General features: G+C 54.0%; 19 protein-coding genes, 1 tRNA gene and 2 pseudogenes. 10 read left to right on the top strand and 12 right to left on the bottom strand.

Annotated elements, in window-relative coordinates; all coding sequences use genetic code 11:
• Window positions 1–37 precede the first annotated feature (37 nt).
• Window positions 38–667 (bottom strand): DUF1780 domain-containing protein, encoded by a 630-nt coding sequence (locus ABOC32_RS28690; RefSeq protein ID WP_016501581.1) that lies wholly within the window; start codon window positions 665–667, stop codon window positions 38–40.
• A gap of 96 nt (window positions 668–763) precedes the next feature.
• On the opposite strand from ABOC32_RS28690, the gene ABOC32_RS28685 reads away from it, so the two are divergent.
• Complete coding sequence (locus tag ABOC32_RS28685) at window positions 764–1447, top strand: energy-coupling factor ABC transporter permease (RefSeq protein WP_426809741.1); 684 nt, start codon at window positions 764–766, stop codon at window positions 1445–1447.
• A 219-nt stretch (window positions 1448–1666) separates the two neighbouring features.
• Here ABOC32_RS28685 and yacG read toward each other — a convergent pair whose 3' ends face one another.
• From yacG to ABOC32_RS28665, 4 genes are read right to left on the bottom strand one after another with little or no spacing between them, the layout of a single operon-like run.
• Complete coding sequence (gene yacG / locus ABOC32_RS28680) at window positions 1667–1867, bottom strand: DNA gyrase inhibitor YacG (protein WP_016501579.1); 201 nt, start codon at window positions 1865–1867, stop codon at window positions 1667–1669.
• Window positions 1864–2487 carry a dephospho-CoA kinase gene (gene coaE / locus ABOC32_RS28675; protein WP_426809740.1) on the bottom strand — a complete coding sequence of 208 codons (624 nt, stop codon included), beginning with the start codon at window positions 2485–2487 and terminating at the stop codon, window positions 1864–1866. Before coaE ends, yacG begins: the two co-directional genes overlap by 4 nt.
• Window positions 2487–3353 (bottom strand): prepilin peptidase, encoded by an 867-nt coding sequence (locus ABOC32_RS28670; RefSeq protein ID WP_426809739.1) that lies wholly within the window; start codon window positions 3351–3353, stop codon window positions 2487–2489. The genes coaE and ABOC32_RS28670 overlap by 1 nt, the downstream gene beginning before the upstream one ends.
• A gap of 2 nt (window positions 3354–3355) precedes the next feature.
• Window positions 3356–4564 (bottom strand): type II secretion system F family protein, encoded by a 1209-nt coding sequence (locus tag ABOC32_RS28665; protein ID WP_426809738.1) that lies wholly within the window; start codon window positions 4562–4564, stop codon window positions 3356–3358.
• Between the two features lie 216 nt (window positions 4565–4780).
• Here ABOC32_RS28665 and ABOC32_RS28660 point away from each other — a divergent pair, with 216 nt between their 5' ends.
• The 5 genes and pseudogenes from ABOC32_RS28660 (at window position 4781) to ABOC32_RS28640 (ending at window position 10012) form a co-directional block, all read left to right on the top strand.
• Window positions 4781–5191, top strand: a complete 411-nt coding sequence (locus ABOC32_RS28660; RefSeq protein WP_426809737.1) for a pilin — start codon at window positions 4781–4783, stop codon at window positions 5189–5191.
• A 71-nt stretch (window positions 5192–5262) separates the two neighbouring features.
• Window positions 5263–5338, top strand: a tRNA-Thr gene (locus ABOC32_RS28655).
• Between the two features lie 161 nt (window positions 5339–5499).
• Window positions 5500–6818 (top strand): annotated as a pseudogene (locus ABOC32_RS28650) (tyrosine-type recombinase/integrase).
• A gap of 1322 nt (window positions 6819–8140) precedes the next feature.
• The gene (locus ABOC32_RS28645) at window positions 8141–8884 is read left to right on the top strand and encodes a hypothetical protein (protein WP_426809736.1); all 744 of its coding nucleotides are present in this window, start codon (window positions 8141–8143) and stop codon (window positions 8882–8884) included.
• 84 nt (window positions 8885–8968) lie between these two features.
• On the top strand, window positions 8969–10012 hold the full coding sequence (locus ABOC32_RS28640; protein WP_426809735.1) for a hypothetical protein: 1044 nt from the start codon (window positions 8969–8971) through the stop codon (window positions 10010–10012).
• Window positions 10013–10489: 477 nt separating this feature from the next.
• Here ABOC32_RS28640 and ABOC32_RS28635 read toward each other — a convergent pair whose 3' ends face one another.
• The 6 genes and pseudogenes from ABOC32_RS28635 to ABOC32_RS28610 form a co-directional block, all read right to left on the bottom strand.
• Window positions 10490–12355: a hypothetical protein gene (locus ABOC32_RS28635; RefSeq protein ID WP_426809734.1), complete on the bottom strand. Its 1866-nt coding sequence runs from the start codon at window positions 12353–12355 to the stop codon at window positions 10490–10492.
• Between the two features lie 441 nt (window positions 12356–12796).
• Window positions 12797–13958 (bottom strand): annotated as a pseudogene (locus tag ABOC32_RS28630) (IS3 family transposase).
• Window positions 13959–14442: 484 nt separating this feature from the next.
• Window positions 14443–14868: a hypothetical protein gene (locus ABOC32_RS28625; protein WP_426809733.1), complete on the bottom strand. Its 426-nt coding sequence runs from the start codon at window positions 14866–14868 to the stop codon at window positions 14443–14445.
• Window positions 14869–14925: 57 nt separating this feature from the next.
• Window positions 14926–15684, bottom strand: coding sequence for a restriction endonuclease (locus ABOC32_RS28620; RefSeq protein ID WP_426809732.1), 759 nt, complete (start codon window positions 15682–15684; stop codon window positions 14926–14928).
• A 97-nt stretch (window positions 15685–15781) separates the two neighbouring features.
• A complete protein-coding gene (locus ABOC32_RS28615) occupies window positions 15782–17563 on the bottom strand; it encodes a UvrD-helicase domain-containing protein (protein ID WP_426809731.1) in 1782 nt (593 codons plus the stop codon).
• Window positions 17563–19701 (bottom strand): ATP-dependent nuclease, encoded by a 2139-nt coding sequence (locus ABOC32_RS28610; protein ID WP_426811671.1) that lies wholly within the window; start codon window positions 19699–19701, stop codon window positions 17563–17565. The genes ABOC32_RS28615 and ABOC32_RS28610 overlap by 1 nt, the downstream gene beginning before the upstream one ends.
• Window positions 19702–20476: 775 nt before the next feature.
• On the opposite strand from ABOC32_RS28610, the gene ABOC32_RS28605 reads away from it, so the two are divergent.
• The 4 genes from ABOC32_RS28605 to ABOC32_RS28590 all read left to right on the top strand — a co-directional run bounded on the left by ABOC32_RS28605 (window position 20477) and on the right by ABOC32_RS28590 (window position 23245).
• A complete protein-coding gene (locus ABOC32_RS28605) occupies window positions 20477–21055 on the top strand; it encodes a hypothetical protein (RefSeq protein ID WP_426809730.1) in 579 nt (192 codons plus the stop codon).
• A 131-nt stretch (window positions 21056–21186) separates the two neighbouring features.
• Window positions 21187–21525: a hypothetical protein gene (locus ABOC32_RS28600; protein WP_426809729.1), complete on the top strand. Its 339-nt coding sequence runs from the start codon at window positions 21187–21189 to the stop codon at window positions 21523–21525.
• Window positions 21526–22170: 645 nt separating this feature from the next.
• On the top strand, window positions 22171–22398 hold the full coding sequence (locus ABOC32_RS28595) for a hypothetical protein (RefSeq protein WP_043203578.1): 228 nt from the start codon (window positions 22171–22173) through the stop codon (window positions 22396–22398).
• Between the two features lie 619 nt (window positions 22399–23017).
• Window positions 23018–23245, top strand: coding sequence for a hypothetical protein (locus tag ABOC32_RS28590; protein WP_426809728.1), 228 nt, complete (start codon window positions 23018–23020; stop codon window positions 23243–23245).
• Window positions 23246–23700: 455 nt separating this feature from the next.
• Here the strand turns inward: ABOC32_RS28590 and ABOC32_RS28585 are convergent, their stop codons facing one another.
• Complete coding sequence (locus ABOC32_RS28585; protein ID WP_426809727.1) at window positions 23701–26145, bottom strand: TonB-dependent siderophore receptor; 2445 nt, start codon at window positions 26143–26145, stop codon at window positions 23701–23703.
• Between the last annotated feature and the right edge of the window lie 103 nt (window positions 26146–26248).

Raw genomic sequence — 26248 nt, 5'->3', positions numbered from 1 at the left:
CCGAGTGTACGCCATCGCAAACACTCGCTGCACTGGATCAAAGACTGATGCCCACATCAAAAACAATGCTGCGCCCCAGGTTGCCACGCAGGAAGTCCGGCGCGTCGGGGTGGGCGAACAACACCCGGGCGAACGTCGGCCCCACCAGCGACAACGAGCGCCAGCCCTGGCGCAGGTATTCGGTGGGCGGCGGGAAGTGGGTGTTGAGGTCCAGCACTTCGCGCTTGAGGCTGGAGAAGGCGATGATGTCCAGCTCGTTCAGCTCCAGCCCGCGTTCCCGGTAGTTGTGCGCCTTCTTGCGCAAGGTCGGCGCCAGGCGCGCCAGCAGCTCGGTGGCACTGATGCGCCGCGGCCGCGCTTCACGGCGCACCAGTTGTGCCAGGGAAAACGCACTGCGCCGGCGCTGCAGCTCTTCGCGCCACTCATCATTCAGCCGGCGGCCCTCATCGAGCACAAAAAACACCTCGAAGGCCGCATCGCGGAACAGCACATCTGGCGGCTCTTGCCCGGCCGGGGTGAAGTCCTCGCTGCGATAGGGGATGTTCAACCCCTGCAACAGTCGCTGGCACACCCAACGCTCCCGCTCCCACTTGCGGGCGTTGGAGAGAAAGGCATTGGCTTGTTCGGCCTGGATGGTAAGCAGGCGCAGGTAGTCTGAGTCATCCATGCAGACAAGCTTAGCCGGTAAACCATGACGATAAGGTGCTGAATTTGAATGGTGTAAACTTGTTTTATCCACAGCAATGACAGGGGTATACCTCAGGTGATCAGCGCGCAGGTGTTGTCCGGCACCACCCTTACCCTGGGCTGGCTGGGTTTTGTGCCGTTGCTGATCTGGGCGGTAAGCCGGGTGCGCTGGGTTGAACTGTTCACCGACCGGCGCCGCCAGCATTTGCTGTTTGGCACGGTGTTCTGCCTGTTTGCGCTGTGGTTGGTGAGGCGTGATTTCGATACCGGGGTGTCGTACCACTTCATTGGCATGACCGCGGTCACCCTGTTGCTGGACTGGCCGCTGGCGGTGCTGGGCGGCTTCATGGCCCAACTTGGCTTGCTGGCGCTGGGGCGCCAGGACTTGGCAGCGCTGGGGGTGAATGGCTTGTTGCTGATTGGCTTGCCGGTGCTGATTACCGAGGTATGCGCGATAGTGGTCGAGCGCGCCCAGCCGCGAAACCTGTTTGTTTATATCTTCTGTTCGGGGTTCTTCCCGGCAGCGCTGACCGTACTGGTTTGCGTGCCTGCGGCGCTGGGGTTGTTGTGGCTGGATGGGCGTTTTGCCCTGCCGGAGTGGCTCAGCGACTTTGTCGGCTACCTGTGGCTGATGATGTTCCCCGAGGCGTTCATCAACGGCATGGTGATCAGTGCGCTGGTGGTGTTTTGCCCGGAGTGGCTGGAAACCTTCAACCGCACACGGTACCTGCAGGCGCCCTGGAAGGAAGATGAGCGATGAGCATGCGGCGGCTCTGCCATCACATCTAAAACCTGACACGGTCTTTGTAGGAGCAGCCTTGTGCTGCGAAGAGGCCATTGCAGCCGACGACAATCTTTAGCCTTACCGGCCTCTTCGCAGCACAAGGCTGCTCCTACACGGGATGCGCCAGCCTGAGTGATGGTGCACGACAGTTGCTTCCACATGACCCGGCGTAGCCTTGAAGACGGCGGATTTAACTCAGTGCCGCGGCTCCAGATCCCCCGAATACAGCTCATCTTCGGACTCTTCCGACCCCGCAATCTTGTGCTCCTCGGCCGCCCAGGCCCCCAGGTCGATCAGCTTGCAGCGGTCCGAACAAAACGGCCGGAACGCGCTTTTCTCAGCCCATTCCACTGGTGCGCCACAAGTAGGGCAATCGACGGTCAACGGCTGGCTCATGGCTGGCCTCCTTTCAAAGTCAGGTAAAAGTGGTGCAGGCGGTCAATCTGCTCATGCAGCGCGGCCAGGTCGCCGTCGTTGACCACCACATCATCGGCATGGCGCAGGCGTTCCTCGCGGGCCAGCTGGGCCTGCAAAATAGCCTGCACCTGTTCGGCACTGGTGTTGTCCCGCGCCAGGGTACGGGCTATTTGCAGCTCCTGCGGCGCGTCGATCACCAGCACGCGCTGGGTTTTTTGATCCTGGCCCGACTCGATCAGCAGCGGCGACACATACACCGCATACGGTGACTGCGCCTTGGCCAGGTAGCTGAAAATCTCCTGCCCGATCAGCGGGTGCAGCAGTTGCTCCAGCCATTTGCGCTGCGCCGGGTCGGCGAAGATCAGCTGGCGCAGGGCGGCGCGATCAAGCTGGCCGTCGGCCTGCAGCACACCCGGGCCGAAGCGCTCGACGATGCTGGCCAAGGCCGGGCGGCCAGGTTCGACAACCCAGCGCGCCGCCTGGTCGGCGTCGACCAGGTGCACGCCAAGCTCGACGAAGCGCTCGGCAGCAGCGCTCTTGCCGCTACCAATGCCGCCGGTCAGGCCGAGAATCCAGGGGGTAAAGGCTGCAGTGGCCATCAGTATCCAAGCAGTTGCATGTAAGAGGCGTATATTTCATCACCCCAGAGCACAGCAATCCACCCCGCAATCGCCAGATAAGGGCCAAACGGTATCGCCGTACCCATCGCATGCCGGCGCAAACGCAGCAGGCACAGGCCCACCACCGCCCCCACCACCGACGACAGCAGCAGCGTCAACGGCAGCACCTGCCAACCGCCCCAGGCGCCGATCAGCGCCATCAGCTTGAAGTCGCCATAGCCCATGCCTTCCTTGCCGGTGACCAGCTTGAATACCCAGTACACCGTCCACAGGCTGAGGTACCCGGCCACCGCGCCCCACAGCGCCTCGGCCAGTGGCACATACAGGCCAAAGTCGTTCACGATCAGCCCAAGCCACAGCATCGGCAGCACCAGCGCATCCGGCAGCAACTGGTGGTCCGCATCGATCAGGCTCAGGGCCAGCAGGCACCAGGTCAGCGGCAGTGCCAGCAAGGCCTCGGCCGACGCGCCAAAGCGCCAGGCCACCACCAGCGACAGCAGCGCGCTGGCCACCTCCACCAGCGGGTAGCGTGGGCTGATACGGGCCTTGCAGGATGAACAACGCCCGCGCAACGCCAGGTAGCTGAGCACCGGAATGTTCTCCCACGCGCGAATCTGATGCGCGCAATGCGGGCAGCGGGAGGCCGGCAGGCACAGGTCGAAGCGTTCGTGCTGCGCAACCGGCAGCCCCAATACCTCTTGCGCTTCACGCTGCCATTGCCGCTCCAGCATGATCGGCAGGCGATACACCAGCACGTTGAGAAAGCTACCCACCAGCAGGCCGAGCACCGTGGCCAGGGTGAGGAAGTACGCGGGCTGCTCAGCCAGCAAAGTCCATAAAGTCATGTTCAGATCAAGCTACCCAACTGGAAGATCGGCAGGTACATCGCCACCACCAGGCCACCCACCAGCAGGCCCAGGATCAGCACGATGGCCGGCTCCAGCAGGCTGGTCAACTGGTCCAGCGCCTGGCTGACCTGTTCCTCGTAATGGCTGGCGGCTTTATCCAGCATCCGGTCCAGCGTGCCGCTGGACTCCCCGATGGCCGTCAGCTGCACCAGCAGCGGTGGAAACAGCGGCTCGCCCGCCATCGCCTGGTTCAGCCCCTGCCCATTGGCCATGCCCTGGCGCAGCCGCAACACCGCCTGCTCATGCAGCTCGCCCCCGGTTACCCGGGCCACCGTGCCCAGCGCATCCAGCAACGGCACCCCGGCGCCGTACGACGTTGCCAGGCTACGCGCAAACCGCGCCAGCGCCGCCTCCCGCAGCAGCTTGCCGAACACCGGCAAGCCCAGCACCCGCCGAGATATCCACAGGCGCGCTGGCGCATGCTGCCGGTACAGCTGGCGCACGGCCAAACCCAGCACCACCCCTATCACCAGCAACAGCGGCGCAAACCGGCTCAGCCCTGTGGACAAGTCGATCACCCACTGGGTAAATGCCGGCAACGCCGCGCCCATGCCCGCGAACATGCTTTCGAACTTCGGGATCACCTCCAGCAACAAGATCGCCGATACCCCCAACCCCGTCAGCAACAGCAGCAGTGGATAGACCATCGCCTTGCGCACCTTCTTGTGCAGCACCCGATGCTGTTCCAGCATGCCCGCCAGTTGCTCCAGCTGCCGGTCCAGCGTGCCGGACTGCTCGCCCACCCGTACCAGGTTGCAGTACAACGCATCAAACCATGCCGGGTGACGTTGCAACGCATCCGCCAGCCCCAGGCCCGACGCCACATCCTGTTTCAATCTACCCAGCAACGCCGCCTGCGCCGCATCGCAACCACTGCGCCCCATTACCTCGAACGCCTGCAACAGCGGCACCCCGGCCTTGAGCAGCGTCGCCAACTGCCGGCTGAACCCCGCCGGGTCCGCCGTCGCCCGCCGCTTCGGCAAACTGAACGCCAGCCCGCTGGCCGGCCGCAAACTGGCCACCGTGATGCCCTGGCGAATCAGCCCGGCGCGTACATAAGCCGGGCTGCGCCCAGGCGTTTGGCCGCTGACCGGCGTGCCATTGGCATCGGTGCCGTGCCAGCGGTAAAGCAGTGAAGTCGAAGCCATGCAAAGGTCCTTTTATTGCCCCGGCGACAAGCCTGGAAACAGCTTGCCGCGTCCATGCAAGGGCGCGCGTCCGTGATGCTCACTAGAGTAGTTCAGCGAAGATGACGCCCAAGCGGGCAGGGGTGACAAAAGGTGTCTGTTCAGGCCTACTGCGCCGCTGCCGGTTGGGGCGCAACTGACCTCAATGTGTAAGCGAATCAAAAAGGAACTACGTTCATGAAAGGGCAACGCGGTATCACCCTGATCGAACTGATGATCGTTGTCGCGATCATCGGCATTCTGGCGACCATCGCCTTACCGATGTACACCAACCACCAGGCCCGCTCCAAGGCTGCGGCCGGGTTGCTGGAAATCAGCGCGCTGAAAACGCCGATGGATTTGCGGTTGAATGACGGGAAGGACGTAGCGGGCGTGGCCGAACTGGGTGGCCAGCCGGCGACGGCGCATTGTGCGATCACGGCCGAGGGCAAGGCGGCGGATGGCAGCGGGAAGATTGCCTGCACGCTGGTGGATGCACCGGCCAATGTGGTGGGCAAGGCACTGACCCTGACGCGCTCGGCCAGCGGCTGGGCGTGCACCACCGACATCGAGGAAGACCTGGCGCCCAAGGGGTGCAAGGGGGCTTGAGGGCAGGGCAATAAACTAGCGGAAACAGGGGTTTGCGTTGCGGGTGTGAGCAGTGGTACGTTGCGCTACACGCCGGTGTAGCTCAGTCGGTAGAGCAGCGCACTCGTAACGCGAAGGTCGCAGGTTCGATTCCTGTCTCCGGCACCAGTTCAGGTTCCAGCGAAGGCTACCAAAATCTCTGGAACCCCCGTAAAACCCGCCTTCTGGCGGGTTTTTTCGTTATGGCGTTCCGTCGGATTCCGACAGCTGCCAGCCGATTTAGGGGTAACGTTTGGGATAATGTCGATTCGATAAAGGGGTTTACCCTTATGGCTCGTACTACTGTTCCCCTGACTGACACCGCCTGCCGCTCGGCCAAGCCTACTGACCGCCCATACAAGCTTTTTGACGGTGACGGTCTTTACCTCCTCGTTTACCCCAATGGACGCAAAGGCTGGCGCTTCCGGTATGTGAAACCGGATGGGCGAGAGGGGCTGACCTCGTTTGGCAACTACCCCGTCATCGGTCTCGCAGATGCTCGACAGAAGCGTCTGGAGACTAAGCGGATGCTGGCTGAGGGCATTGATCCGATTGCGTCCAAGCAGCAGGCCAAGGCCGAGGCGGTTGTCAGAGGCCACACATTCGAACGCGTTGCCTTGGACTGGCATAAGGAAATGTCGGTGAAGTGGGCGCCTGGCCATTCGAGGACCGTGCTGAGTCGTTTGAAGACTCACGTATTCCCGCTGCTCGGCGCACGGGCCATCGTTGATCTGGATACCTTCGACCTCATGCAGCCGCTTGAGGCGATCAAGACGCGCGGCACGATTGATGTGGCTTTGAGGGTACAAAACTACCTGCAGAGCATCATGCGTGAGGCGAAGCGGCTACGGCTGATCAAGGTGAACCCTGCATATGACCTTGAGGGCTTCATCAGCGCGCCACGGGTTACGCATCGGCCTGCACTCCCGCTCTCTCGTTTGCCTGAGTTGATGGACCGCATCGAGAACTACAAGGGACGTGCGCTCACTCGGCTGACCGTCATGCTGTCGCTGCATGTGTTCGTGCGCTCTAGCGAATTGCGCTTCGCACGTTGGAGCGAGTTCGACCTGAAGCGCGGTATCTGGGAAATACCTGACACGCGGCCCGCTTTGGATGGCGTCCCGTATTCGACCAGAGGCACGAAGATGGCGGGCGACATCTGGTCCCGCTTTCGCCGCAAGCGGTGGCGTTGCTCGAACAGATTCATGGGATCACGGGGTACTTCGATCTGGTGTTCACCAGTGACGCTCGCTCGTGGAAGCCAATGTCCGAGAACACGGTCAATAGCGCTTTGCGGAACATGGGCTACGACACCAAGACCGAAATTTGCGGGCATGGCTTTCGCTCCATGCCCTGCAGTGCCTTGGTCGAATCCGGGCTGTGGTCAGAGACGGCTATCGAACGGCAGATGAGCCACAGGGAACGCAACAATGTTCGGGCGGCGTATATCCACAAGGCCGAGTTCCTGGAGGAACGGCGAATGATCATGAGTTGGTGGAGTCGTTATCTCGAAGCCAACAGGCGAGAGCATATCTCGCCGCATGAGTTCGCGAATCAGACTGGGGCAAACGTTTCTAGCCTAAGAGCAAGGCGTGGCGCAGTCGAGTGAGTGCACGGCTTTGAAGTTTCGATGATCCGGTTTCCATGCGGGTCCATCCAAACAGGGCTGCAAAGCCGCCCTGTTTGGATGGACCTCACCTAAAAAATTAAAAGCACCCAATCGGCCACTGGAAACCACGGGATTCCGTACACGCCCCATGCCATTTTCAACTGCAAAATCCGGCGGGCGAGTCGCTTGACCCTCCCGGATTGCGGGCGTAGAAAAGACAGTGCAAAGGCTGTCGTTGACAGCACCTCAGGTGACCAGAGCCTTCAAGGTCACGCCGCTCTCGCGGTGGTTCTCCCCAAGGGCGATTCGCATCCGGCAGCTCGCCCGCTCACTACCCATGTGATGGATGCTCTTACACATATAGCGCTCATGCGCCAGATACACCGTACCTCGCTGCCCTGCAGCAACCTATCCGCTTGGCCGAATCTTGCGCCAACTGGTGCCCGTCTCTTTTCCTGAAAAGAGACGGGCACTTCTACAGCTGCTGCAGCCCTGATCGCACAAGGCTTTGCGGCATTCCCCCTCGTGACAATTGGCGTGACAAACGCCGATATCACCAGCAACAGCCATGTAGATGATGGTGCCGCAGACCAAGGAATGGACTGCACCTGACTGACAGTCAGGCATGCCCCGGTCATCGCATTGCTGCGTTCACCCGGCTCAGGATCTTCAGACGTTGGTCTAGTCAGCCAGTGCTGCCTCCACCCGCCCACCGGCAACGGTGTTCAGGAGGCCAGATCATGAGATGCCCTTGCTCCCGGACGTAAGGAGCCGCCAGTCCCGCGCTAGAGGACATCCCCACAGGTCGCAGGGGCCTTGATCCCTGATAACACTCAGCATTCTTGGCGGGATGACGTGGGGCGAGGACTGGAGAGCAGAAGATGAGGTGACCAATATGGCATTGGTGGGTAGACGCGATGGCCGCAATTTCGGCTATGGCAGACAATTGAGCTATGCAGGGCCGCAGGCGCTGAAAGATATGTTCGGCGGCAGCCACTACGGCACGGTGAGCTCCCTCTGATGAGGGGGAAGCTCCTTGGTGGCAAGAATACGTAACCGGACTCTCACTCCGCTGTGGGTCGAAAGCGGCACCTGCTCCTCAGGCTAGGCAGAGCTCGGCCCTACGACGCTCGTGACTAAGGTTAGTGTTGGATCAATAGACGGGCAGAAGTCTGTGGTGGCATGCTCCAGTTTAGATGTATCACTGTGATGGCCTCACCAGAAGGGACGCCAGCACCTAACTCAAGCGCTGCGCGAGCGCGTACTTTAAGTCTTCGCGAAATACGGTGCACAATCAAATCAAACAGGGAGTTAAGATCTGAATGACAAAAAATAATGATCCACAATCATTGTTGGTAACTGTACATGAGCCTTTATCGCTTGATTGGAATGAAGACAAGCTAGTTATCGAAAAAGCCGCTGGGCAGCCTACGCCGGCTGATGAGTACTATAATCTTGCGAGGGCAATTCACGCATTGTTCGATAATCTCACCTACGGCACTGCAGCGCAGCCAAAGCACCCCCAGAGGAAAGGTCTGCTGCGGAAGGTCCACGATGAGCTTTATCCCATCGCTCATTTCGCGAACCTCTATTTCAAAATTCCGAAAAATGTTGTCATCCAATGGGTCGACGGTAATCAGCAGCATGATGCCATAGTTAAATATATGGGAGAGGGATCAAATCAATCCGATATTCGATTTCTCGAGGTCACTACGCTTCAGGGGAAAGAAGATTTCGACGAACTAAAAGAACTATCGGAAAACCCCAATTTAACGATGATGGTCAACGGATCAGCCCAAGAAAAACATAGTAAAAAGATTGAGCAGTTGACTAGGGTTCTAAAGAAAAAATCAAAAATTCATTATCCGGAAAACACCGCTCTTTTGGTCTATACGGACGAAGAAAGATTTCGGCAGTTTTATTTTGGGGTCTCACCGCCAACGATCGATAAAAAATCAGATTACCAAGCAGCCTTTCACGCCTTGGCACCATCGCTTAAAAACTTTTCTCACGTCTTTATTTTTAGTAAAAGTGAAATCTATTCTGCATGGACATCGGGCTCGTAATTTTAGGAACGCACCGACGGATAAATGTAACCGATGCTTAACTAGTCAGGGTCGAGTTGGAATCCACTAAAGACGTGTAAGGGAATGGCTTTTTCTAGTGGGGAGAGGTTTCGTTCTGCTTCTAATAGTGCGCGTCGAGTGATTATTTGCGACAATATTCTCACCTGTGTATCTCTGTTTGGAGTAAGTATGCGAGTGTTATCTAAGTATCAAGTGCCATCGAATTTTAGTGAAAAGCAAATTGAAGCAGATTTAGCTACTTTTTTTGGATTATGTAGTCTTGGTGAAGAGGAGCCGCCATTTAGGCTGTTGGATGTAGACGAGCAAATTTTCGGAGCGGATAAAAAATTTGATGGTGTTATCCCTATCTTCATGCAGTTCAAAAAATCTACTGGATTGCTATCCCCACTAGAGTACCCAGTCTCCCAAAAAAAAGGGCGAAGCCGCTTAGAAGATATACGAGAGTGGCGTCATGCCCAAGGGTTTGACGAGTGCCGGTCTCTCTATTTCAAACTACATGAGAAGGCCAAAACAGCAACTGAATATCAGCACAATGTTTTACTTTCGTATGAGCGCCCACCCAAGACTAGGGCAATTTACGTGGCGCCGCTGTCACTTGATAGTGATACATATTTCACTCAATTAACTGAGTCCGCACGAGGCATGATGTGGCCATATTACCATCGTTTTGCCTATGAGGTTAGACAAGGGAAGGAGCTAGTATATTTTTTTGAAGTTCCATTTCTGAGAGCACATATTTCTATACCTCCTCATGAACGAGTAGAAGATGCAAATCACTTTTATTCATTTTCTGAAACAGCAACCAATGTGTCTTGGCACTCTCCGCTTCTAATAAGTGATGGACCATCTAGGTTGTCTGATTATCTAGGGCGTATGATCAGAGAAATATTGTTAGGCCCTGAGAACGACACATCACTTGAAAGCGCTGCAAAACACGTTGCGGATGTTGCTGAGAGCTATGGTTTTGGTGAATCATCCGGAAGATTCGAAAGCCCTCTGGAAATGTTGAAGCAGCATGGGAGATGGATTAACAAAACATTTGGCATAAAACAGTTTTTGTTTTGTTATAAGAAGGATCATCGGCACCTACAGGGCCGCATCAACTAGATATTTCTGGCGCTAAGTATGCATTCCCTTCCATGGCTGCTTCCGCGAAGTGACTTGGGAACCGATTAAGCCGAAAGATGCACGGAGGGGGCTTGCTAGAGTTGGTTGGATTGCTCCTGGCTCGCTTGGGTCCTCAACTCGAAGCATCGCCCCCTTTTAGGTTTGTGCGCAATACGATTTCACTCTATGGCCCGGCAGTTTCATTTTGGGGAGATGGGCAATCAAACTTACGGACAGCCGTTTGCGAACTACCTGACAGGTGATTCACATCGACTTTAGTCCAAGCGAAGGCTGCCCATTTCCGAATGCAAGTCCCTTGACGACGCAATTGGTAATCGGTATGAATCGACCCAGATCGGTCACCGATTAAATAAAAATCCTGCTTCTATCGGCCTATTTAAAAATTTATTTATGCCTGTAAATCACTTGTTCTCCTGTTTTCGGGGCGGTAGATTAGCGAATTGTTCGCGCAAGCCTCTAGCTGTATATCGCAAAACTTCCAATATTTCTAAATTCCGATATTTTTATTTCGGTATTATGAATTGTTTCACATACTGGGTTGAATGACTCTCCAAAAGACATTACACGCTCCAGTATAGATGCGTTTGACTCTTTGAGAACGCTATAAGTTTCTCTAACTGCCTCGGCAGCACTCAAGCCCTGTAAGAATTTAAGTAGAAGCGCTCCTGAAATATAAGCGTAAAGTGGCCGGACTGGCCAAAGATGAGAAATAATAATTTGGTTTCCGTGAGCCAAGGCTGCTGATATTCCACTGTTATATGGATTGAAGCTTAGTTCTGCGGTTGCGCCATCACAGATATTAAGATATATGGTTCTTCTATGGTTGGCTGTGTTGGTTGCTGATTTTAGATCTGCCAAATATATTTTTCGAGTTTCTGAAAAGTGGATGTGTGCTGTTTCAGGGTTCCAGTGATCATAATTACCATGGGCTGATATGTAAAAATGAGTATTTGTTCGGTCTTTAAAAAGCGCTAGAAATTCTTTCGTTTTTGGATCGATGACGATATTGGCATTATCGCCAAATTGACTTTCTATAAAGGTTTTTTCACGCTCAAAGGTGAATGTTGACGATGAAAGCATGAATACAAATTTCTTATTTTCAGGCTCATCTAAAAGGTTTTCCATGCTGACGGAAATTATTGGTGGTGTGATGTTTAGAGAGCATAAGGCACTTTGGATAGGATGATTATGCGAAGGTATGAGTGTCATCAGGTTAAATTCTTCGTAGATGCCGTTATCCAACGCGTAGTGATCAATCACAGAGTTGCGAAGTTCATCCAAGCTATCCCCGATTATGGGGCACCCAAATCGATCTAACTCGATGTTGGTAGTAAGGTTGTCCTCCCCTAGTAAAGATATAGATATTGCGTTTAAGCGATTTGTAGCGTTGATTAGCTCCTTATAGCTTTGTGCGTTATCAGCTTTAGGTAATGTGATTTTGTCAGAATTTGATAGCGCCACAACAGCACTAGGCGTATTAGGGAAAAGAAATGCATGGCTGCACCAAAAATTTCCAAAGTCAAAATTTGACTTGAGGATTCTTATAAGAGCCAGTAGGTCGGTATAGTTGTTTTCATTAATCAGCTTTAAGATAACGGGTTGAAGAAGACCCATTTTGGTTTTGCGATACTTTGATAGCTCGTTCCAATTTAGTATGGAGAGTATGTTGTTTAGGGTTTTGCGCGATGAGTTTACTTCGGCGTAGTAGTTGATGTGTGTTTGAAGTTTTAGGAAGGGATGGAATATATCGCTATTGTAGTAAGCGTATTCTACATTGTATATGAGGTCGGAGTTGCCTTTATTTATGGCGCCAGACAAAAATAGTGCTCGCACTACTCGATCATATTTTTTATGCAGGTGCATATTTTTTATATGGTTTAGTGACAGCTCTTTGAATTCTGGGTCGTAGAAATTTGCCCAGCTAGCCATTTGTATTTTTGCATTTAGGCTCCGTTCATTTAAGGGGTCGCAAAGATTTAAAATATGCCAACATGGCAACCATATCTGAGCTGCAAGATGCGGGCATGCCGCCATTTCGCGAAAATAGAAAAAAATTATCTCAATCCAATAGAGCAGTATGGCTGGCTCCCGACTTATCTGACGGTGTAACCTTGAATCAAGAAGCATGTGGATGTGGTCTGGATTGAGTTCGGCGGATTTAGCAGCTACTTCGTTCCCTGAAAAGAATGAAAATATGGGGTCGCTCAGTGCTGATATTTTTGAGTCGCCCCAAAGTTTGATTGTTTTTTTTATTTGTTTTACGTAAAAATCCGGTGGTGAATATGAGGTTTCTAAAATATCTTTTTCCTGCTCCTGCATCATGCTCGTCACTTCTATTTTAATGGTTGAGTTTTTTGTCTGGCTGCATAGTGAAATCCAGTTTGGGCCAGAGTTATGAAAAATCAGGATATCGCTGGTGGTGTTTTGCGCCCGCTGGTCAGTGAAAAAACAAAAACAAAAGTAAATGGCCCTTCATATTTTATTGTTTATCTTTTCATGGGTGGATTTTACACTTTTGGGAATGCACTATTCAATGGAGAGTCCTGCTTTCGGGTTTTATCGAACGCCAACTTCTGGCCGGTAGCCGCCTTTCGAAGGGCAGCAACATGGTGGCAGCTACCACCCTCAAGAAGAGCCAGAGGCTAGGCTCTGTATGTAAAGTATTGAGACGAAGGTCAGACAAGGCGAAAACAGCCGAGGCATGCTCGGAGTCGCGCTCGACTCTACGGTTGTAAATGATCATTCCGAGGCTGTTCGTAGTGGTCAACTCATTCCGGACACAGTTTTGAGTTTTTCTTCAGCTTTCGCCGGAGCCAGTCCATCGTTGAATTGATGGGGGCGAATCCAGTTGTAGTGGCTCATCAGGTACTGGCTAATGTCTCGTTGGGCTTGCTGCCCGGTCAGGTAGCCCGTGGTCGGTATCCACTCTGACTTCAAGCTGCGAAAGACTCGCTCCATCGGCGCGTTATCCCAGCAGTTTCCTCGGCGGCTCATGCTCTGGCGCATGCGATAGCGCCACAATCTCTGGCGGAATTGACGGCTGCCATATTGCGACCCCTGGTCGGAATGGAACAGTAGCCCTTGAGGCTTACCGCGTTGTTCGTAAGCCACGTCCAGCGCTTTGACCACGAGGTCTGCGTTCGGTTTTTCTGACAGGGCCCAGCCCACGACTCTGCGTGCATAGAGATCCAAGACAACTGCCAGGTAGTGCCATTTGCCCTGCGCCCACACGTAAGTGATGTCGCCACACCAGACCTGATTTGGCGCTTCGACATCAAACGCCCGGTTCAAAATATTCGGAATGTCTGGCCACTCCACTGTGGCCTTTTTGTACGTATGCGACCCTGGCTGCTTGCTGACCAACGCCAGCTCACGCATCAGACTGCGCACCTTGAATCTCCCGATCTCCTCACCCTCATCTCGCATCATCATCTTGATACTGCGACTGCCGGGCGCACTTCGTCCCTGCGTGAACAGTTCATTCACTCGACTGCGCAACCTCAGTCGCTCAACGTCTGGTGTTCGCCTTCTATGGCGATGTGCGTAGTAACTTGAGCGAGTGACTCCGAACACTTCGCACAACCAATCAACGGGCTCATGGGCGCTGAACTGACGGATCAGCGAATACGCTCGAGATCTTCCGACATCAAGAGCGCGGTAGCCTTTTTTAGTATCGATTTCTCGCGTTCGAAGCGCGTTATCCGAGCTTCGAGCTCTTGGATTTTTTGCTGCTTTGGCGTCAACGCTTTGCTGGCCGGCGTGATGCCGCCACGCTCCTGCTGAAGCTGGTTAACCCAACGGCGTAGGGCAGACTCGACCAAGCCAAGCGAACGGGCAGCTTCGGCATGACTGTAACCTGATCGAGCACCAGGCAGGCAGCTTCGCGCTTGAATTCAGGGGTAAAGGTACGGCGTTGCTTGGGCATCAGACACCTCTCTGTGGCGAGCATTCTCGCCTAAATGGGTGTCCGGTTTCATTAGACCACTACAAAGCTATATGCAGTTAAGCGCTATCTGGGTCGAGAAGGAATGGCTTTTCATCGCTTTCATGTGCGTGGTCAAGTAGATCGTCACAGCCAATGGGATGAAATGAAGCTAGCTGCGATGAGCTACAATTGTTCCCCTGCTCAAATTGTAGATGTCGAGATTTAAAATTTTTTGCAGAGCAGCGAAGCGAAGTAAATAAATTAAGAAATTCAAGTTGGCTGCAGTGCGTAACTTTCCGCACGATAAACTGAGATTTAAGCTCTGAGGCGAAGGGGTTGGTGTTCACTTGGTGAAAGTGGACACCGTTCATCCTAGCTATCCAGGCTTTTAATCGCCTAAATATCCTGCTAGTAAAAAAATCTAAATTTGCAGGGTGCGTAGGCTGCAGGTTTAATGATTAAGTTAATTAAGTGGTGGCTTATTTCACAGTTCACGAATCACTTGCTCTGGAGCGATGTCATTACCACTTGCGTCGCAAAGGGGGAAAATCTTCTTACAAGGCTTACAGTAGTAGCCCCTTCCTGATTGATAATCGCCATAACCGGAGATAGGTATCCTGCAGCTCGGGCAATGCGGGTTTTTGCTGTCATCCCAATAGATTCCGTATTTCAGTACGAGATCCGGCTTACGATTAAAAGCCCAAAAAATGATAACCAAAATTATGTTTAATGCGAGTGATGCCAGCAGTAGGGAGACTAAGGTGGATTGTGGTACGCTCGTTTCTAAAGCTGGAATGACCACTGGAGCTAGCTGGATTCCAGCCCAAATAATTATCGCGCTAGCTGACAGCGCGAGTCCTTCAGCGGTTTTGGATACAATGGATTCTTTAATTTTCTCGGCAATTTTCATGTGTTGGTCTTGTAAATGGTAGACTTGATTAGTTCTGAACTTCAATGCGGGGTCGTCTTACTCAAATGCCACTGCCCATCGTTCGAAGTTTGGTTTGAAGTCACCATTTTTCAACATTTTCATCTCGGCCTTTAAAAGTTGTTGATCAAGAAGGTTAAGGTTCAGATTCAGCCAGTTACAGGCTTGGTGGAAGTCATTGATTTCCTTTTCTCCGATATTTATCTCTAGCCCCGTGTTGGTGTATATTGGGTAGTTCTTTGATTTTATAGATAGTAATACGTCTTCGATGTGACTAAGTAAGGTTGTGCCTGAGAATGGAGATAGGCCAAGCAAGTCATGGCGAAGTTCATAATCTCGCCTCGTGCGCTTGGGGTGGGACCAATATCTCGCGTGTAGTAGTTTTAACCTTGCTTCGTAATGTTTTATTACTTCCGTGTTTACAAAGTCTTTAGTGGATTCTTTGAGCTCTTCAAAATTTGCTAGCGTGATGTTGGTGTTTTTCACGCTGTTAATGGCACCTTTCTGGAATCCCTTATTTGAAATTATGAAGCCCCTATCAGCGCCTAAATCTTGCACGATGCTTAGCAAGGCCATTACTTTTTCTTTTGGAACATTAGTAGACCAGTCCTTTGCTTCTACAATCCAAATCATATCTTTTCCAAGAAACTTTGGATTTACTAACACGTCAATATCATGGCTTGCACGTGCTCCTTGGATTTTTATGTTTGTGCGGGCATTTGCCCCTAGAGATTCGAAGTGTTCCTTGATTTGTTCTTGAAATTTATGCCACTTGGCGTCCTCTCTTGCTTTTCTCATGTGTAATTTGATCCTATTATATCTATCATGAATTATCTGGGCGTGCTTCAGTAAGTAATAAGTCCGACTGCGTTAGAGAACAGTCTGGCTAAAATTTTTAGTTAGGGTCATAATTGAACAAGCAAGCTGCGAGTAGTTCGGTCGGTGTATAGACGCCGTACCTTCCTTTCTGTCGTCCTGACTCCGAAATCAAGTGAAGATTTTTACGCGCACGGGAGCTCAATACATAGAGGAGCTTGCTTGCAGCGACATGTCCGTTCACTTCATTGAAGTGCGGTACCATGCCCTCCAATAAGCCAAAGGCGATGACGACGTCGAACTCGGCGCCCTTGACACCATGGATGGTGGATACCGTGATGCCGGTTCGCTCACGAAAAACTTTTTTGAAGAATGATACTTGATTGATGTACGTTGCCCCTTCCTTCTGTAGCCTATCTATTCGCGCTGCTGAGCTGCTGAAAAATGCCTCTCGGTGGGCCAATAGCGTAGGATGGATCTCCAGTGAGATATCGAGCCTCTCGAGCAGCTCGTTGAAGGCCTGGTCCAAGTAGCGAAGTCCGTCCGTTTCATCGACTGTGAGTGCGTTACTCTCCCGCAGCAAACTGCGGGGAGTCAGTGTTTTGGTGTCGATGCCGAAACTATCGAGGTCTTTGATGATGTCGTTTGCCCAGCGCATGCGCTTAACGAGGAGCGTGGGGGAGGAGTCCGTCAGTAAAATCTTGGAGACTTTGAACCAGAAATTATCGAAGTTGTTACTGAAAGGGACGAGGCCTGGGCCATCAAATTGTTGGTCAGGCAACATCGTCACTAGTTTTCGGGTCGTGGAGGCAAGTAAAACCCACTGTGGAGCGAGAACGCATATGTTTTCGGGGGAGTGACCGTTGGCGAGACTCGCCCGAATCAACCTGACAATCTCGTCATGCACATCGCTGCGTGTCACGTTTTGATTGTATGTAACCTGGCTGGGAAACTTGGCATATTTGCCAGCGCCGTTGATTTTTGTTGCGTGTACGCTGTAGTTCGAGAAGTAGCTGATAATTCGATCACTGGAGCGGTAGTTTAGGCTGAGTGCCAACTCTTTAATAGGAATCCCGGCGCGAGTACGAAATTCTTGCGCCTGCATAGCGTAGCCACCCAGTGAGCCATAGATAGCTTGATTCGGATCCCCAACGATGAGTGTTTTGGTCTGTCCGCGTCCAGCGCGGAGTATGGAAGTCACAAGAGTGTACTGGATCTGTTTGGTGTCCTGATACTCATCTACAAGGATGTAGGAAAACACTCGCGAGAGCAGTACTGCAATGTGGGCTCTGTCCTGCATCAAATTGTGGGCATGCCAAAGGATTAGTTCGAAATCGATCTGTCGGTTCGTTGAAAGCTCATCGAAATACGCTTTCAGAATTTTATGAATGATATGGTGTTTTCCCGGGTCTACACAGCCAAGCTGATACCCCGTCTCAGTAACGTAGTAATCGCAATCCCAATGAGTGATACCTTTATACGGAGCACACAGCCTCTCCAGTAGACGTTCACGATCATGTGGGTCGATCACGCGGTAACCGTGCGCAAGTTCAGGAGAATAGATGCCGTATGGCTTGAGGATCCACTCTAGACAGAACGCATGGATCGTACCGATCCATAAACCCGAAGTGTCGACTCCTAAGTCCTCGATACGCTCTTGAATCTCATCGGCAGCGCGGTGGGTGTAGGTAATAGCTACGACAATCCGCTTGTCAGTCCGACGAGATAGTTCGTAGGCAATTTTGTAGGTCAGGGTGCGGGTTTTACCACTGCCAGGGCAAGCGATCAAAAATATGCTCGACGGCTCGATCACTGCCGCCGCCTGCTCAGGATTGAGGTCTCTTGGGTCCCAGGCGAACATCACGGCATCTCCGCTAAGAATGCATCAATGGCGTCTCCCGGTAGCATGAGTGCGATTGCTATTCTGAGTTCTGCCAAGCCTATATCCCTTTGCGCAAAACGCTCAACTTCAATAAGAAATGCCTGCTTCGCTGGCGAATTTAATATATCCGAACCGAATCGATATTCGGCACGATGTTGAAGAATTCTGGCGAGAAGGGGGAGAGGAAATGTGCCATGAGCAAAATGAATGGCCTGCATGATGTAGGCTGGAATCTGGACTTGGGGGGTGAGGTACTCAGCGAGCAAGAGGGCGAACCACCCCTTGCCCTCTTGCTTGGCCATGGTCAGCGTGCGACGGCCCATTTGTTCAAGGTCTTCGGATTGGAGTTGCTGCTTCGCCTCCTCCTTAGTTCCCTCGTCCTTGTAGATTTTTGGAATAGTTTCAACAACGGCCTCATGGTTACCGGCTGCGACAAAGTCGACCTCGAAGGTGTGTTTGGCGTAGAAGGTTGCAAGCCATGGGTTTTCTGTAGTGAACTTGGTCAGATCGGCCTGGCGTTCTAAACCGGCTTTCTGTGACCCAGCGGCTTTGGCCTTTATCTTTGCTATACCTTCCGTATCAGTTGTCTGTACGGTGATGTCAAAGAAAGCCTGGTCCAAATCAGTGACGATGGCACATCGTTTTTTAATGCGGAGATTATGGAAGAGGACCGCAACATTTTTGAAGCCTGTGCTGCGAATGTTGATGACACTGATGCCCAACTCGTCAACGCTTACTCCCAGTACCTGCTTAAGGAGGATTGGTATCAGAATTTCCTCTACATCACCCTCGACAAGTATCACACTTTTGGCGAAAAGCAGATTGCTGCGCACCGCATCCAGGTAACGCTGGATACTGTTGATTTGGGTGGGCTCAAGCCCCCTGGCAGGCTGATAGGCCTCGCAGAACGAACCATGACGGCCCAAGATATTGACATTGCTTACATTGCTGACTTCGGAAATGTGAGTGGAGTGAGTGGTGTAGATGATCTGCGCATCACTGTATGCGATGCGGTCGAACAGGGTTTTTTGAATGTGTGTATGGATGTGCGCTTCCGGCTCCTCGATCAGGAGGAAATTGGCCATGGCCAGCTTTTCGCGCTGGTACTTGAACTCCAGAAGTTTGAGCGTCAGATAGATGAGGTTAGCTCCGCCAAGGCTCAGCTCATGAATTGCACCTTCGTACCCTTCTTCTGACTCACCCACGAAAAGTCGAAGAGACTGAAAAAGCTTATCGGCTTCTTCTGGCAGATCGGATTTGATCGAGAGTGACGCTGGCGAGTAGGTTTCACCCGCGGCGTCTTTGATGGTCTCGCGAATGTGGTTGCGAACTGACTGAACGTCCTCTAGGCCTTCGATCGAGGTATTGAGTTCGCGGACCATCTCGGTGATTGGTTCCATCGTCGAGGGATTGATTTCTCCACTCTTGCTCTTGAGCAGGGTGAGTAATGGGTTAGTGCGGTTGTTGTGGAACTCAGAAACTACATCGCGCAAGGCTTGGATGAAGGTCAGCGATACCTCTTTCGTGACGGAAAGGAAGCCGGGCACCTTCGCCCCGATTTCTGGAAACTCCGTCTCTGATGAGAAATCGCACATATCGAAATCGCCGACGATACCTTTGTATACCGCAGGATTGCCAAAGTCGGCCCAGCTCCGCCCTGTGAAAATCGTTTCGTAATCATCTATCGTGATTGCGTCACGGATCTCCGAGAGTTTCCCATATTCAAACGTTCCCAAGGCTGCGAGCTTCAACCTGATTTCTTTCTTAGGCCGGAAAATCAGGTTATAGGTGGCCTTATGAATCGGCCCATCATCCACAGGAGCGGTTCCATGGAGGAAGAGTGCTTGGACGGATTCATCGGTGGTGATCTCCTCGAACTCCATGCTGATGATGATCCAGTGGCCCTGCCATTGGTCGAGTGAACGGCTAAAATCAGACTCATCTAGGCGATAGGCAGCACGCACCATGGTGTCGTCGAGCAGAAGGCGGATAGCTCGCAGAATGTTAGATTTACCGGAGCCGTTTTCCCCGATAATGGTGTTCACTCCCTTGTGAAACCGAAGAGACGTATTCTTGAAGTTTCTGTAGTTGACCAGGGTCAGTTTGGAAATATGCATATTTCTCCGGCCTGCCGCTCCTTGAGCAGCCTTAGGTTTTTGCCCTCGATCGTAGCGCAGCTGCTGCATAACTGCGACTGGCGAATGGCCATCTATTACAGAAAGACGGCCTGGCACGATCGTCCGCCATGGTGGACAGCTGTCGGTCGCGCTGACCGCCTAAGGCCCACTGTTGCCCCTCGTATGAGCCGTCCGAATCCACTAATTAGCGGCTTGGCTATACCTTTTACCGTATTGGATGAGGACGGCACTCACGACGGAGCAGCAACACCGTTACACTCCCCGCTCAATCGCTACATGTACTGAGCTGCACATTGTGCTCATAAAAAGTGCATATAAATCAATGCATTATGTCTAGTGAAACACTTGATACACTTGTAACCCTCCCAAAGCTCCAGCAGTAATCTAACCCCTCGCCCGGTCAATGGCAGAACCTCCAGCGTGGATCGGTTCTGAAGACTGGTTGTGGGATTGGCTCGTGCTATGCCGGGGGGACCCTGTGTTAACCCCTGCGATACGGGGCAGGAAACCCGCAGCTCTTTGCTAGCGGCAGGTCCTTCAGCTTAGTGAACTGGTGAACTAGGTGAACTCGACCGATGACAGGATCCCCTGTGGCTTTCAGGTTCTTACCACAGGAAGGCGAGATCGCAAAGGTCGTGGTCTAACGATCATCGGGGGGGTTGGATCCGTGCGATTACCATGGTAAAGGGTGTGACCGCAAAGGTTGTTGCGACAGAATCCCCACACCTCTGGACCCACAAAAAATATGGACATAATGCTTCGCGACGTGCTGTATCGGATCGACCACCCAGCGCTTTCTGGCGTCACGTTGTTGGGTGGCTTAATTGACCGTGGTGCTGGGTTTATTGGGATCAAGGGTAGTGGTCCGAAGCTACAAGGGACTCTCTACTTCAGCCCATGGCCTCGCGACCTTCCTCAGCAGTATCGAGATCAGATAACGGTCAAAGGTATGATGGTTCAGTTTCCAGATGGTACTGAATACCCAATCTACAAGGCTGATGCTGAAAGGCCTTCGAAGAAAGCCGAACGCGATCAAATGGCCCGGCACTACCGTCATCAGTTCAGCGCTAAGGCCGAGGAGATCTCTGGAGTTATTACGGCTGCCCTTGGTGACAGGTCCAGCCCGACAGCTGAAAAGATTTTGGCCGGCTACCTAAGCAATCTCCAGCGCAACCCGGAGCGTGATATGAGAATGCCTGAGGTGATGGGATACCTGCGCGGCTTGGAGGCTGCGTCGATCCTGAGTGATCAGCAGCGAACCGAACTCAGTGCTGCGTTTAAGGAGCTTGCGGCTTTTGGCGCTTCTTGGAACAGCTTCAGTGACTCGCGCTGACGGCAATCATGGCACTATCACGAATGATCCATAGCAGAGATCAGCTGGGTGCATTTGTGGCTCGATCCGCACTCCAGATTGATGATGCTTTATTGTTTTTTTCAAAGTTCTGCTTAATTGGAGAGAAGTGAATGGCTTGGACAATTGAAGATGCCCTTAACGATGAGAACCTTGACGATGTTGAAAGAACTCAGAGAGGTTATTCATTCAGACTGAAGGGGATATCGACAACGATTCATGTGGTTCTTTATGTGAATGCCCAGAAGGGTGGCTTTAATTTTCACCTAAGCCATCTCATCAAAGCACCTGGGCAAGCTACGGTGTATACACCCAATGGGCTTCGAGGGGAGTACGAAGCCTACACCTTGCACTCGGCAATAAGCGCACTAACTGCTTTCTACAGTGTTGCAGTGAAGGAGGGGCATGAACCTTCTGAGAGCTGGTTGGTTGAAAACGACAAGGGGATATGACGGACGTCTGCCTGGTGAAAGAGGGGTGTAGGGCTGCTCAGCGGTGGATTTTTATTTAGGGATACGTTTAGGGATACGGATGGGTTTTTGAAACCAAAAGGTCCCTATTTTTATGGTATTTATGCCCTATATTCGATTCCTGTCTCCGCAACACATTTCTGCAGAAGTCATCCTTCAAATTGATCGTGACATCAGCCCGCGCACCCCGACTTTTCCTACGATATCCAGCGGCTATTCGCATAGCCTTGAACCTTGCATTGCAACCCCCGGAGCGATACCGTACCCCTGTCGCGGCCAATTCCGCGACCGGGTTTGGCGACCCGAACGAAAAGGCGCATCGGCGCCCCCGACCACGATTGCAGGCGCTTTTTTTGCGTCCGCAGTTTCGTGTAATGGCGGCTGTGCGTGGGAGACCTTCGGGTCTGCCGAGTTCCTTTTCCTCGGTTCGCCAACCTGCGTACAGCTGCCACCCTAATCGTTTGGCGACGGTTAGCGTGGTGCTTCAATCGAAAAGGACCGCATGCATGCTCATCTCAAGTCCGTTCAGGATCCTCGCATTCGTTCTCCACCGTTGTTCCTCGACGGTCCTCAGCTATTTCACCGTCAGCCAATCCCGCTGGGTCTCCGTCCAATCGGAGGTGCGTCATGACTGACCAAGAACGCCTGTCCAACATCCAAAGCTACGCCTGGACCCTCGAACTGCTAGGCGAGGCCTTGGTCCAGCACGATGAAATGCTGGAGTGCGAACACAACCCGCAACTGAGCTTTCGCAACACGGCCGGGATCCATCAGGCTATTCGGATCATCAGCCGGTTGGCCAGTGAGCAGTGTGGGAAGGTGATGGAGCGAAACGGCCATGAGCTGGAGGGTTAGGCGAGGTTGTTAATGAGGGGTGGGCCAGATATCTGGGATGCAGATGGCCCCCTCTGTTGAAGGCCGCTGGTAGGTTATGCCTGCCAGGTCGGGGTATGGGGCTGCTGGGCAGCCCATCGCAGGCAAGCCAGCTCCTACACGGACCGCATAAGTCCTAGAATGCGTGCGTTATCTGTGGCGAGCCATTTCCTACGAAACGCGCAGTCCTTTCGTACCCTCGAAAACTTGCGAAAACAGCCACCCGGGAATAAAGTCCTCCCGTCGCCGAAGCATCGGTGACGCGACCTTGGCCGGTCGGAATCGAAAGGCGCATCAGCGCCCAGTCTTCATCGCAGGCGCTTTTTTTGTGCCCGCGATGTCGTGTTATGGCGGTGGTGCGCGGGACACCTTCGGGTGTGCCGGGCTCCTTTCGTCCCGGTCGGCCAACCCGCGTACTGCTGCCACCTTAACTTGCTTGGCCGCGAGCGGTGGCAGTTCCATCACGAAAGGAACTCATGCATGACCACCGTAAATCCGTTACAGACCCTCGCATTCGTTCTCCTCCGTCGTTCATCGACGACCCTCAGATATTTCACCGTCAGCCAATCCTGCTTCGTCTCCGCACAATCGGAGGTGTGCCATGACTGACCAAGAGCGCCTGTCCACCATCCAAAGCTACGCCTGGACCCTCGAACTGCTAGGCGAGGCCCTGGTCCAGCACGACGAAATGCTGGAGTGCGAACACAACCCGCAACTGAGCTTTCGCAACACGGCCGGGATCCATCAGGCGATTCGGATTATCAGCCGGTTGGCCAGTGAGCAGTGTGGGAAGGTGATGGAGCAGAATGATGAGGATCCAGCCGGTTAGCCGGAGCCGCGGGAGGGGAGCCGAGCAGTATCGCGAATAGGTGCGTTACGGCTGAAATCGTGGGGCCGCGTTGCGGCCCTTTCGCGACACAAGGCCACTCCCACAAGTACTGCATAAGCCTGAAGCCTGGGTGGTCCCTGTGGGAGCGGGCATGCCTGCGAAGAACCCAGCGCGGTGGATGGCACCGGCTTCGCCGGTGTTCGCGGCTAAAGCCACTCCCACATGTACTGCATAAGCCTGAAACCTGGGCAGTCCCTGTGGGAGCGGGTTCACCCGCGAAGAACCCAGCGTGGTGGATGGCACCGGCGAAGCCGGTGTTCGCGGCGGTTCGGCGCTCCGACACGCCCGCTCCCACAGTGATCGCGCAAACTCTTAGATTTTGAACAAGTGCCCGTGTCTGGGCCTGGAAAAACTGCAGGGTCGTAGGCCGCGATTTTTCCAGGCCGGCGCTAGCCTCAGAAGTCCCAGCGGGTAGTGAACATGACGTTGCGTGGTTCACCGTAGATAGCCGAGTTATAGAACCCGACGTTGGTGTAGTAATACTTGTCGAAGATGTTGTTGAGGTTGACCGTCGCCGACAGGTTCGGGGTGATCTGGTAGCCGGTCATCAAGTCCACCACCCAGTAGGATTCCTGGACAACGTCCTCGTTTCTTCCCTTGGGGCTGTTCCAGATTTGCTGCCAGGCTTTGTTCTGCCAACGCGCACCGCCGCCGATGGTGACTTTGTCCAGGTCGCCGGTGAGCTTGTAGGTGGTGTAGAAGCTCAGTTGGTCTTCAGGCTCGAAGGTGGACAGCTTCACGTCGTTGCTGTCGCGCACCACCTTGTGGGTATAGCCGCCCTGCACCTGCCAGCCGGGGGCCAGTTCGCCGGACACTTCCAGCTCGTAGCCCTTGGTGGTGGCCTTGCTGCCCTTGAACGCGTAGTTGGGTGGGGTAGGGGACTGGTTGTTGAAGGCGTCGTCGGGCACCGAGCGGTTGGTTTCCTTGACCTCGAAGTAGGCCAGGCTGGCGTTCAGGCCGCCGTCGAAAAACTCGCCCTTGATGCCGATTTCGTAGTTTTCGCCTTCATCCGGCTCGATCAGTTTGTTGTCGCGGTCGCGGTTGTAGTTTTCCTGGGGCATGAACACGTCGGTGTAGCTGGCGTAGACCGAGAAGTTTTCGTTCAGGTCGTAGATGGCGCCGGCGTAGGGAATGAAGCGCCCGGACTCGGTGTAGGTCGGGGTCAGGCCGGTCAGGCTGTAGTTGACCACGCGGCCGCCCAGCAGCACTTTCAGGTCGTCGGTGACGTTCAGGCGGGTGGTGAGGTACACGCCGGTCTGGCGGATGACGTCGTCGGTGTACTGCGACACTGGCCCCCAGTCGGGCTTGGGCAGGTTGCCGTGCCAGTTGTTGTAGTCCACGCGGTTCGGTACCGAGAAGGTTTCGTCCCAGTAACCCTTGCCCTTCCAGTGGGCCTTGCTGATCGAGCCGCCCAGCACCAGGTCGTGCTCGCGGCCCAGCATGCTGAACGGGCCGCTCACGTACAGGTCGGCGGAGTCGCTGGTGGTGTCGCCCTTGTAGCGCTGCGCGTTGATTTCGGCGCTGCCGTCAGTCTGCGGCTGGTCGAACTGGATGGCGCCCATCTGCGCATCGTAGCCATTGTACTTGTGGTCCAGTTGCAGCTTGGTCACCCAGCCGTCGCCCAGGTCGTGTTCCAGGGTGGCGAACACGGTGCGGGTGTACTGCTGCCAGCTGCTCCAGTCGGTCGAGTTGCTGAACGAGCGCTTGGCGTCGTTGCGCTCGCCCCTGGAGTTGAGCAGCGGAAAGCTGCCGGACCAGGTGGAGCCCTTGGGGTCGTTGTCCTGGTAGTCGGCGCCCACGGTCAGCAGGGTGTCGGGGGACAGGTCGAACTCGAGGATGCCGTAAAACACCGAGCTCTGGCTGGAGTAGCGGTCGATGAACGAGTGCCTGTCCTGGTAGGCAGCCACGGCCCGGCCGCGCACGTTGCCGGTTTCGGTCAGCGGGCCGCTCACGTCCAGTTCGCTGCGGTAGTTGTCCCAGGAGCCCGCGCCCAGGGTGACGTGGCCGTGGAAGTCGGCTGTCGGCTTCTTGCGCACCAGGTTGATGGTGCCGCCCAGTGAGCCTGCGCCGCTGAGCAGGCCGGATGCGCCCTTGAGCACTTCGATGCGGTCGTAGATCGCCATGTCGCTCAGGGTGTTGCCCGCCGAGTAGGCGACGTTGCGCACGGCGGAGGGGATGCCGTCGTACTGGAAGTTGTTGATCGAGAAACCGCGCGAATAGTAGTTGGTGCGGTCGGTGTCGTAGGCCGACACGGTGATGCCCGGGGTGTGGCGCATCACGGCGTCGACACTGTTCAGGGCAAAGTCATCCATGTGCTGGCGGGTGACCACGCTGATCGACTGCGGGGTTTCCTTAGGCTTGAGTACCAGGCGGGTGGCCGTGGCGATGGTGCCAGGCGTGTAAGAGCCTGTGCCCTCGGTGACGGTGCCCAGTTGGTTGCTGACGATATTGGTCGCGCTCAACTCCATGGCACCACCGATATCGGCGTCGGTTTCCAGCGTGTAGTTGCCACCGCTGTTGAGGGCCCGAAGGCCAGTGCCGGACAGCAGCAGGGCTAGGCCATCTTCAACGGAATAGCTGCCGTTCAGCCCGGCGCTGCGCTTGCCGGCGGTGAGCTGGGCATCGGCCGAAAGCAGGATGCCGGCCTCGCTCGCGAAGCGGTTCAGCGCCTGGTCCAGGCCACCGGCAGGGATGGCGTAGGTGTGTGATTGCTCGCTGGCGCCAGCCGGCGTTGCGGCCAGGGCAAGCAGCAGGGGCCCGCCGCAGAGCAAGCCGGCAAACAGGGCGTGACGAACCGCATGGCTCAATCGAGAACGGGAAGGTGTGGGCAGATACGGCATTCTGAATGTTCCTCTTGAGAATGCTTCTTGGTTGAATTCAAGAGGTATCCCGAACGAGTTGGCAAAACCGACAATGGGCAGCAGTAATTTTTTTCATTCAGAC

It is taken from the genome of Pseudomonas sp. WOUb67 (genome assembly GCF_050058005.1).
Taxonomy (GTDB): domain Bacteria; phylum Pseudomonadota; class Gammaproteobacteria; order Pseudomonadales; family Pseudomonadaceae; genus Aquipseudomonas; species Aquipseudomonas putida_R.
The sequence above is the reverse complement of the archived record's forward strand: the minus strand, read 5'-3'. Positions and strand labels throughout refer to the sequence as shown.

Bases quoted from the DNA above. Each gene is read 5' to 3' on its own strand.
- ABOC32_RS28690 (WP_016501581.1), bottom strand. From the start codon at position 667: ATGGATGACTCAGACTACCTGCGCCTGCTTACCATCCAGGCCGAACAA.
- yacG (WP_016501579.1), bottom strand. From the start codon at position 1,867: ATGAGCCAGCCGTTGACCGTCGATTGCCCTACTTGTGGCGCACCAGTG.
- coaE (WP_426809740.1), bottom strand. From the start codon at position 2,487: ATGGCCACTGCAGCCTTTACCCCCTGGATTCTCGGCCTGACCGGCGGC.
- ABOC32_RS28670 (WP_426809739.1), bottom strand. From the start codon at position 3,353: ATGACTTTATGGACTTTGCTGGCTGAGCAGCCCGCGTACTTCCTCACC.
- ABOC32_RS28665 (WP_426809738.1), bottom strand. From the start codon at position 4,564: ATGGCTTCGACTTCACTGCTTTACCGCTGGCACGGCACCGATGCCAAT.
- ABOC32_RS28660 (WP_426809737.1), top strand. From the start codon at position 4,781: ATGAAAGGGCAACGCGGTATCACCCTGATCGAACTGATGATCGTTGTC.
- ABOC32_RS28645 (WP_426809736.1), top strand. From the start codon at position 8,141: ATGACAAAAAATAATGATCCACAATCATTGTTGGTAACTGTACATGAG.
- ABOC32_RS28640 (WP_426809735.1), top strand. From the start codon at position 8,969: ATGGCTTTTTCTAGTGGGGAGAGGTTTCGTTCTGCTTCTAATAGTGCG.
- ABOC32_RS28635 (WP_426809734.1), bottom strand. From the start codon at position 12,355: ATGATGCAGGAGCAGGAAAAAGATATTTTAGAAACCTCATATTCACCA.
- ABOC32_RS28625 (WP_426809733.1), bottom strand. From the start codon at position 14,868: ATGAAAATTGCCGAGAAAATTAAAGAATCCATTGTATCCAAAACCGCT.
- ABOC32_RS28620 (WP_426809732.1), bottom strand. From the start codon at position 15,684: ATGAGAAAAGCAAGAGAGGACGCCAAGTGGCATAAATTTCAAGAACAA.
- ABOC32_RS28615 (WP_426809731.1), bottom strand. From the start codon at position 17,563: ATGTTCGCCTGGGACCCAAGAGACCTCAATCCTGAGCAGGCGGCGGCA.
- ABOC32_RS28610 (WP_426811671.1), bottom strand. From the start codon at position 19,701: ATGCATATTTCCAAACTGACCCTGGTCAACTACAGAAACTTCAAGAAT.
- ABOC32_RS28605 (WP_426809730.1), top strand. From the start codon at position 20,477: ATGCTTCGCGACGTGCTGTATCGGATCGACCACCCAGCGCTTTCTGGC.
- ABOC32_RS28600 (WP_426809729.1), top strand. From the start codon at position 21,187: ATGGCTTGGACAATTGAAGATGCCCTTAACGATGAGAACCTTGACGAT.
- ABOC32_RS28595 (WP_043203578.1), top strand. From the start codon at position 22,171: ATGACTGACCAAGAACGCCTGTCCAACATCCAAAGCTACGCCTGGACC.
- ABOC32_RS28590 (WP_426809728.1), top strand. From the start codon at position 23,018: ATGACTGACCAAGAGCGCCTGTCCACCATCCAAAGCTACGCCTGGACC.
- ABOC32_RS28585 (WP_426809727.1), bottom strand. From the start codon at position 26,145: ATGCCGTATCTGCCCACACCTTCCCGTTCTCGATTGAGCCATGCGGTT.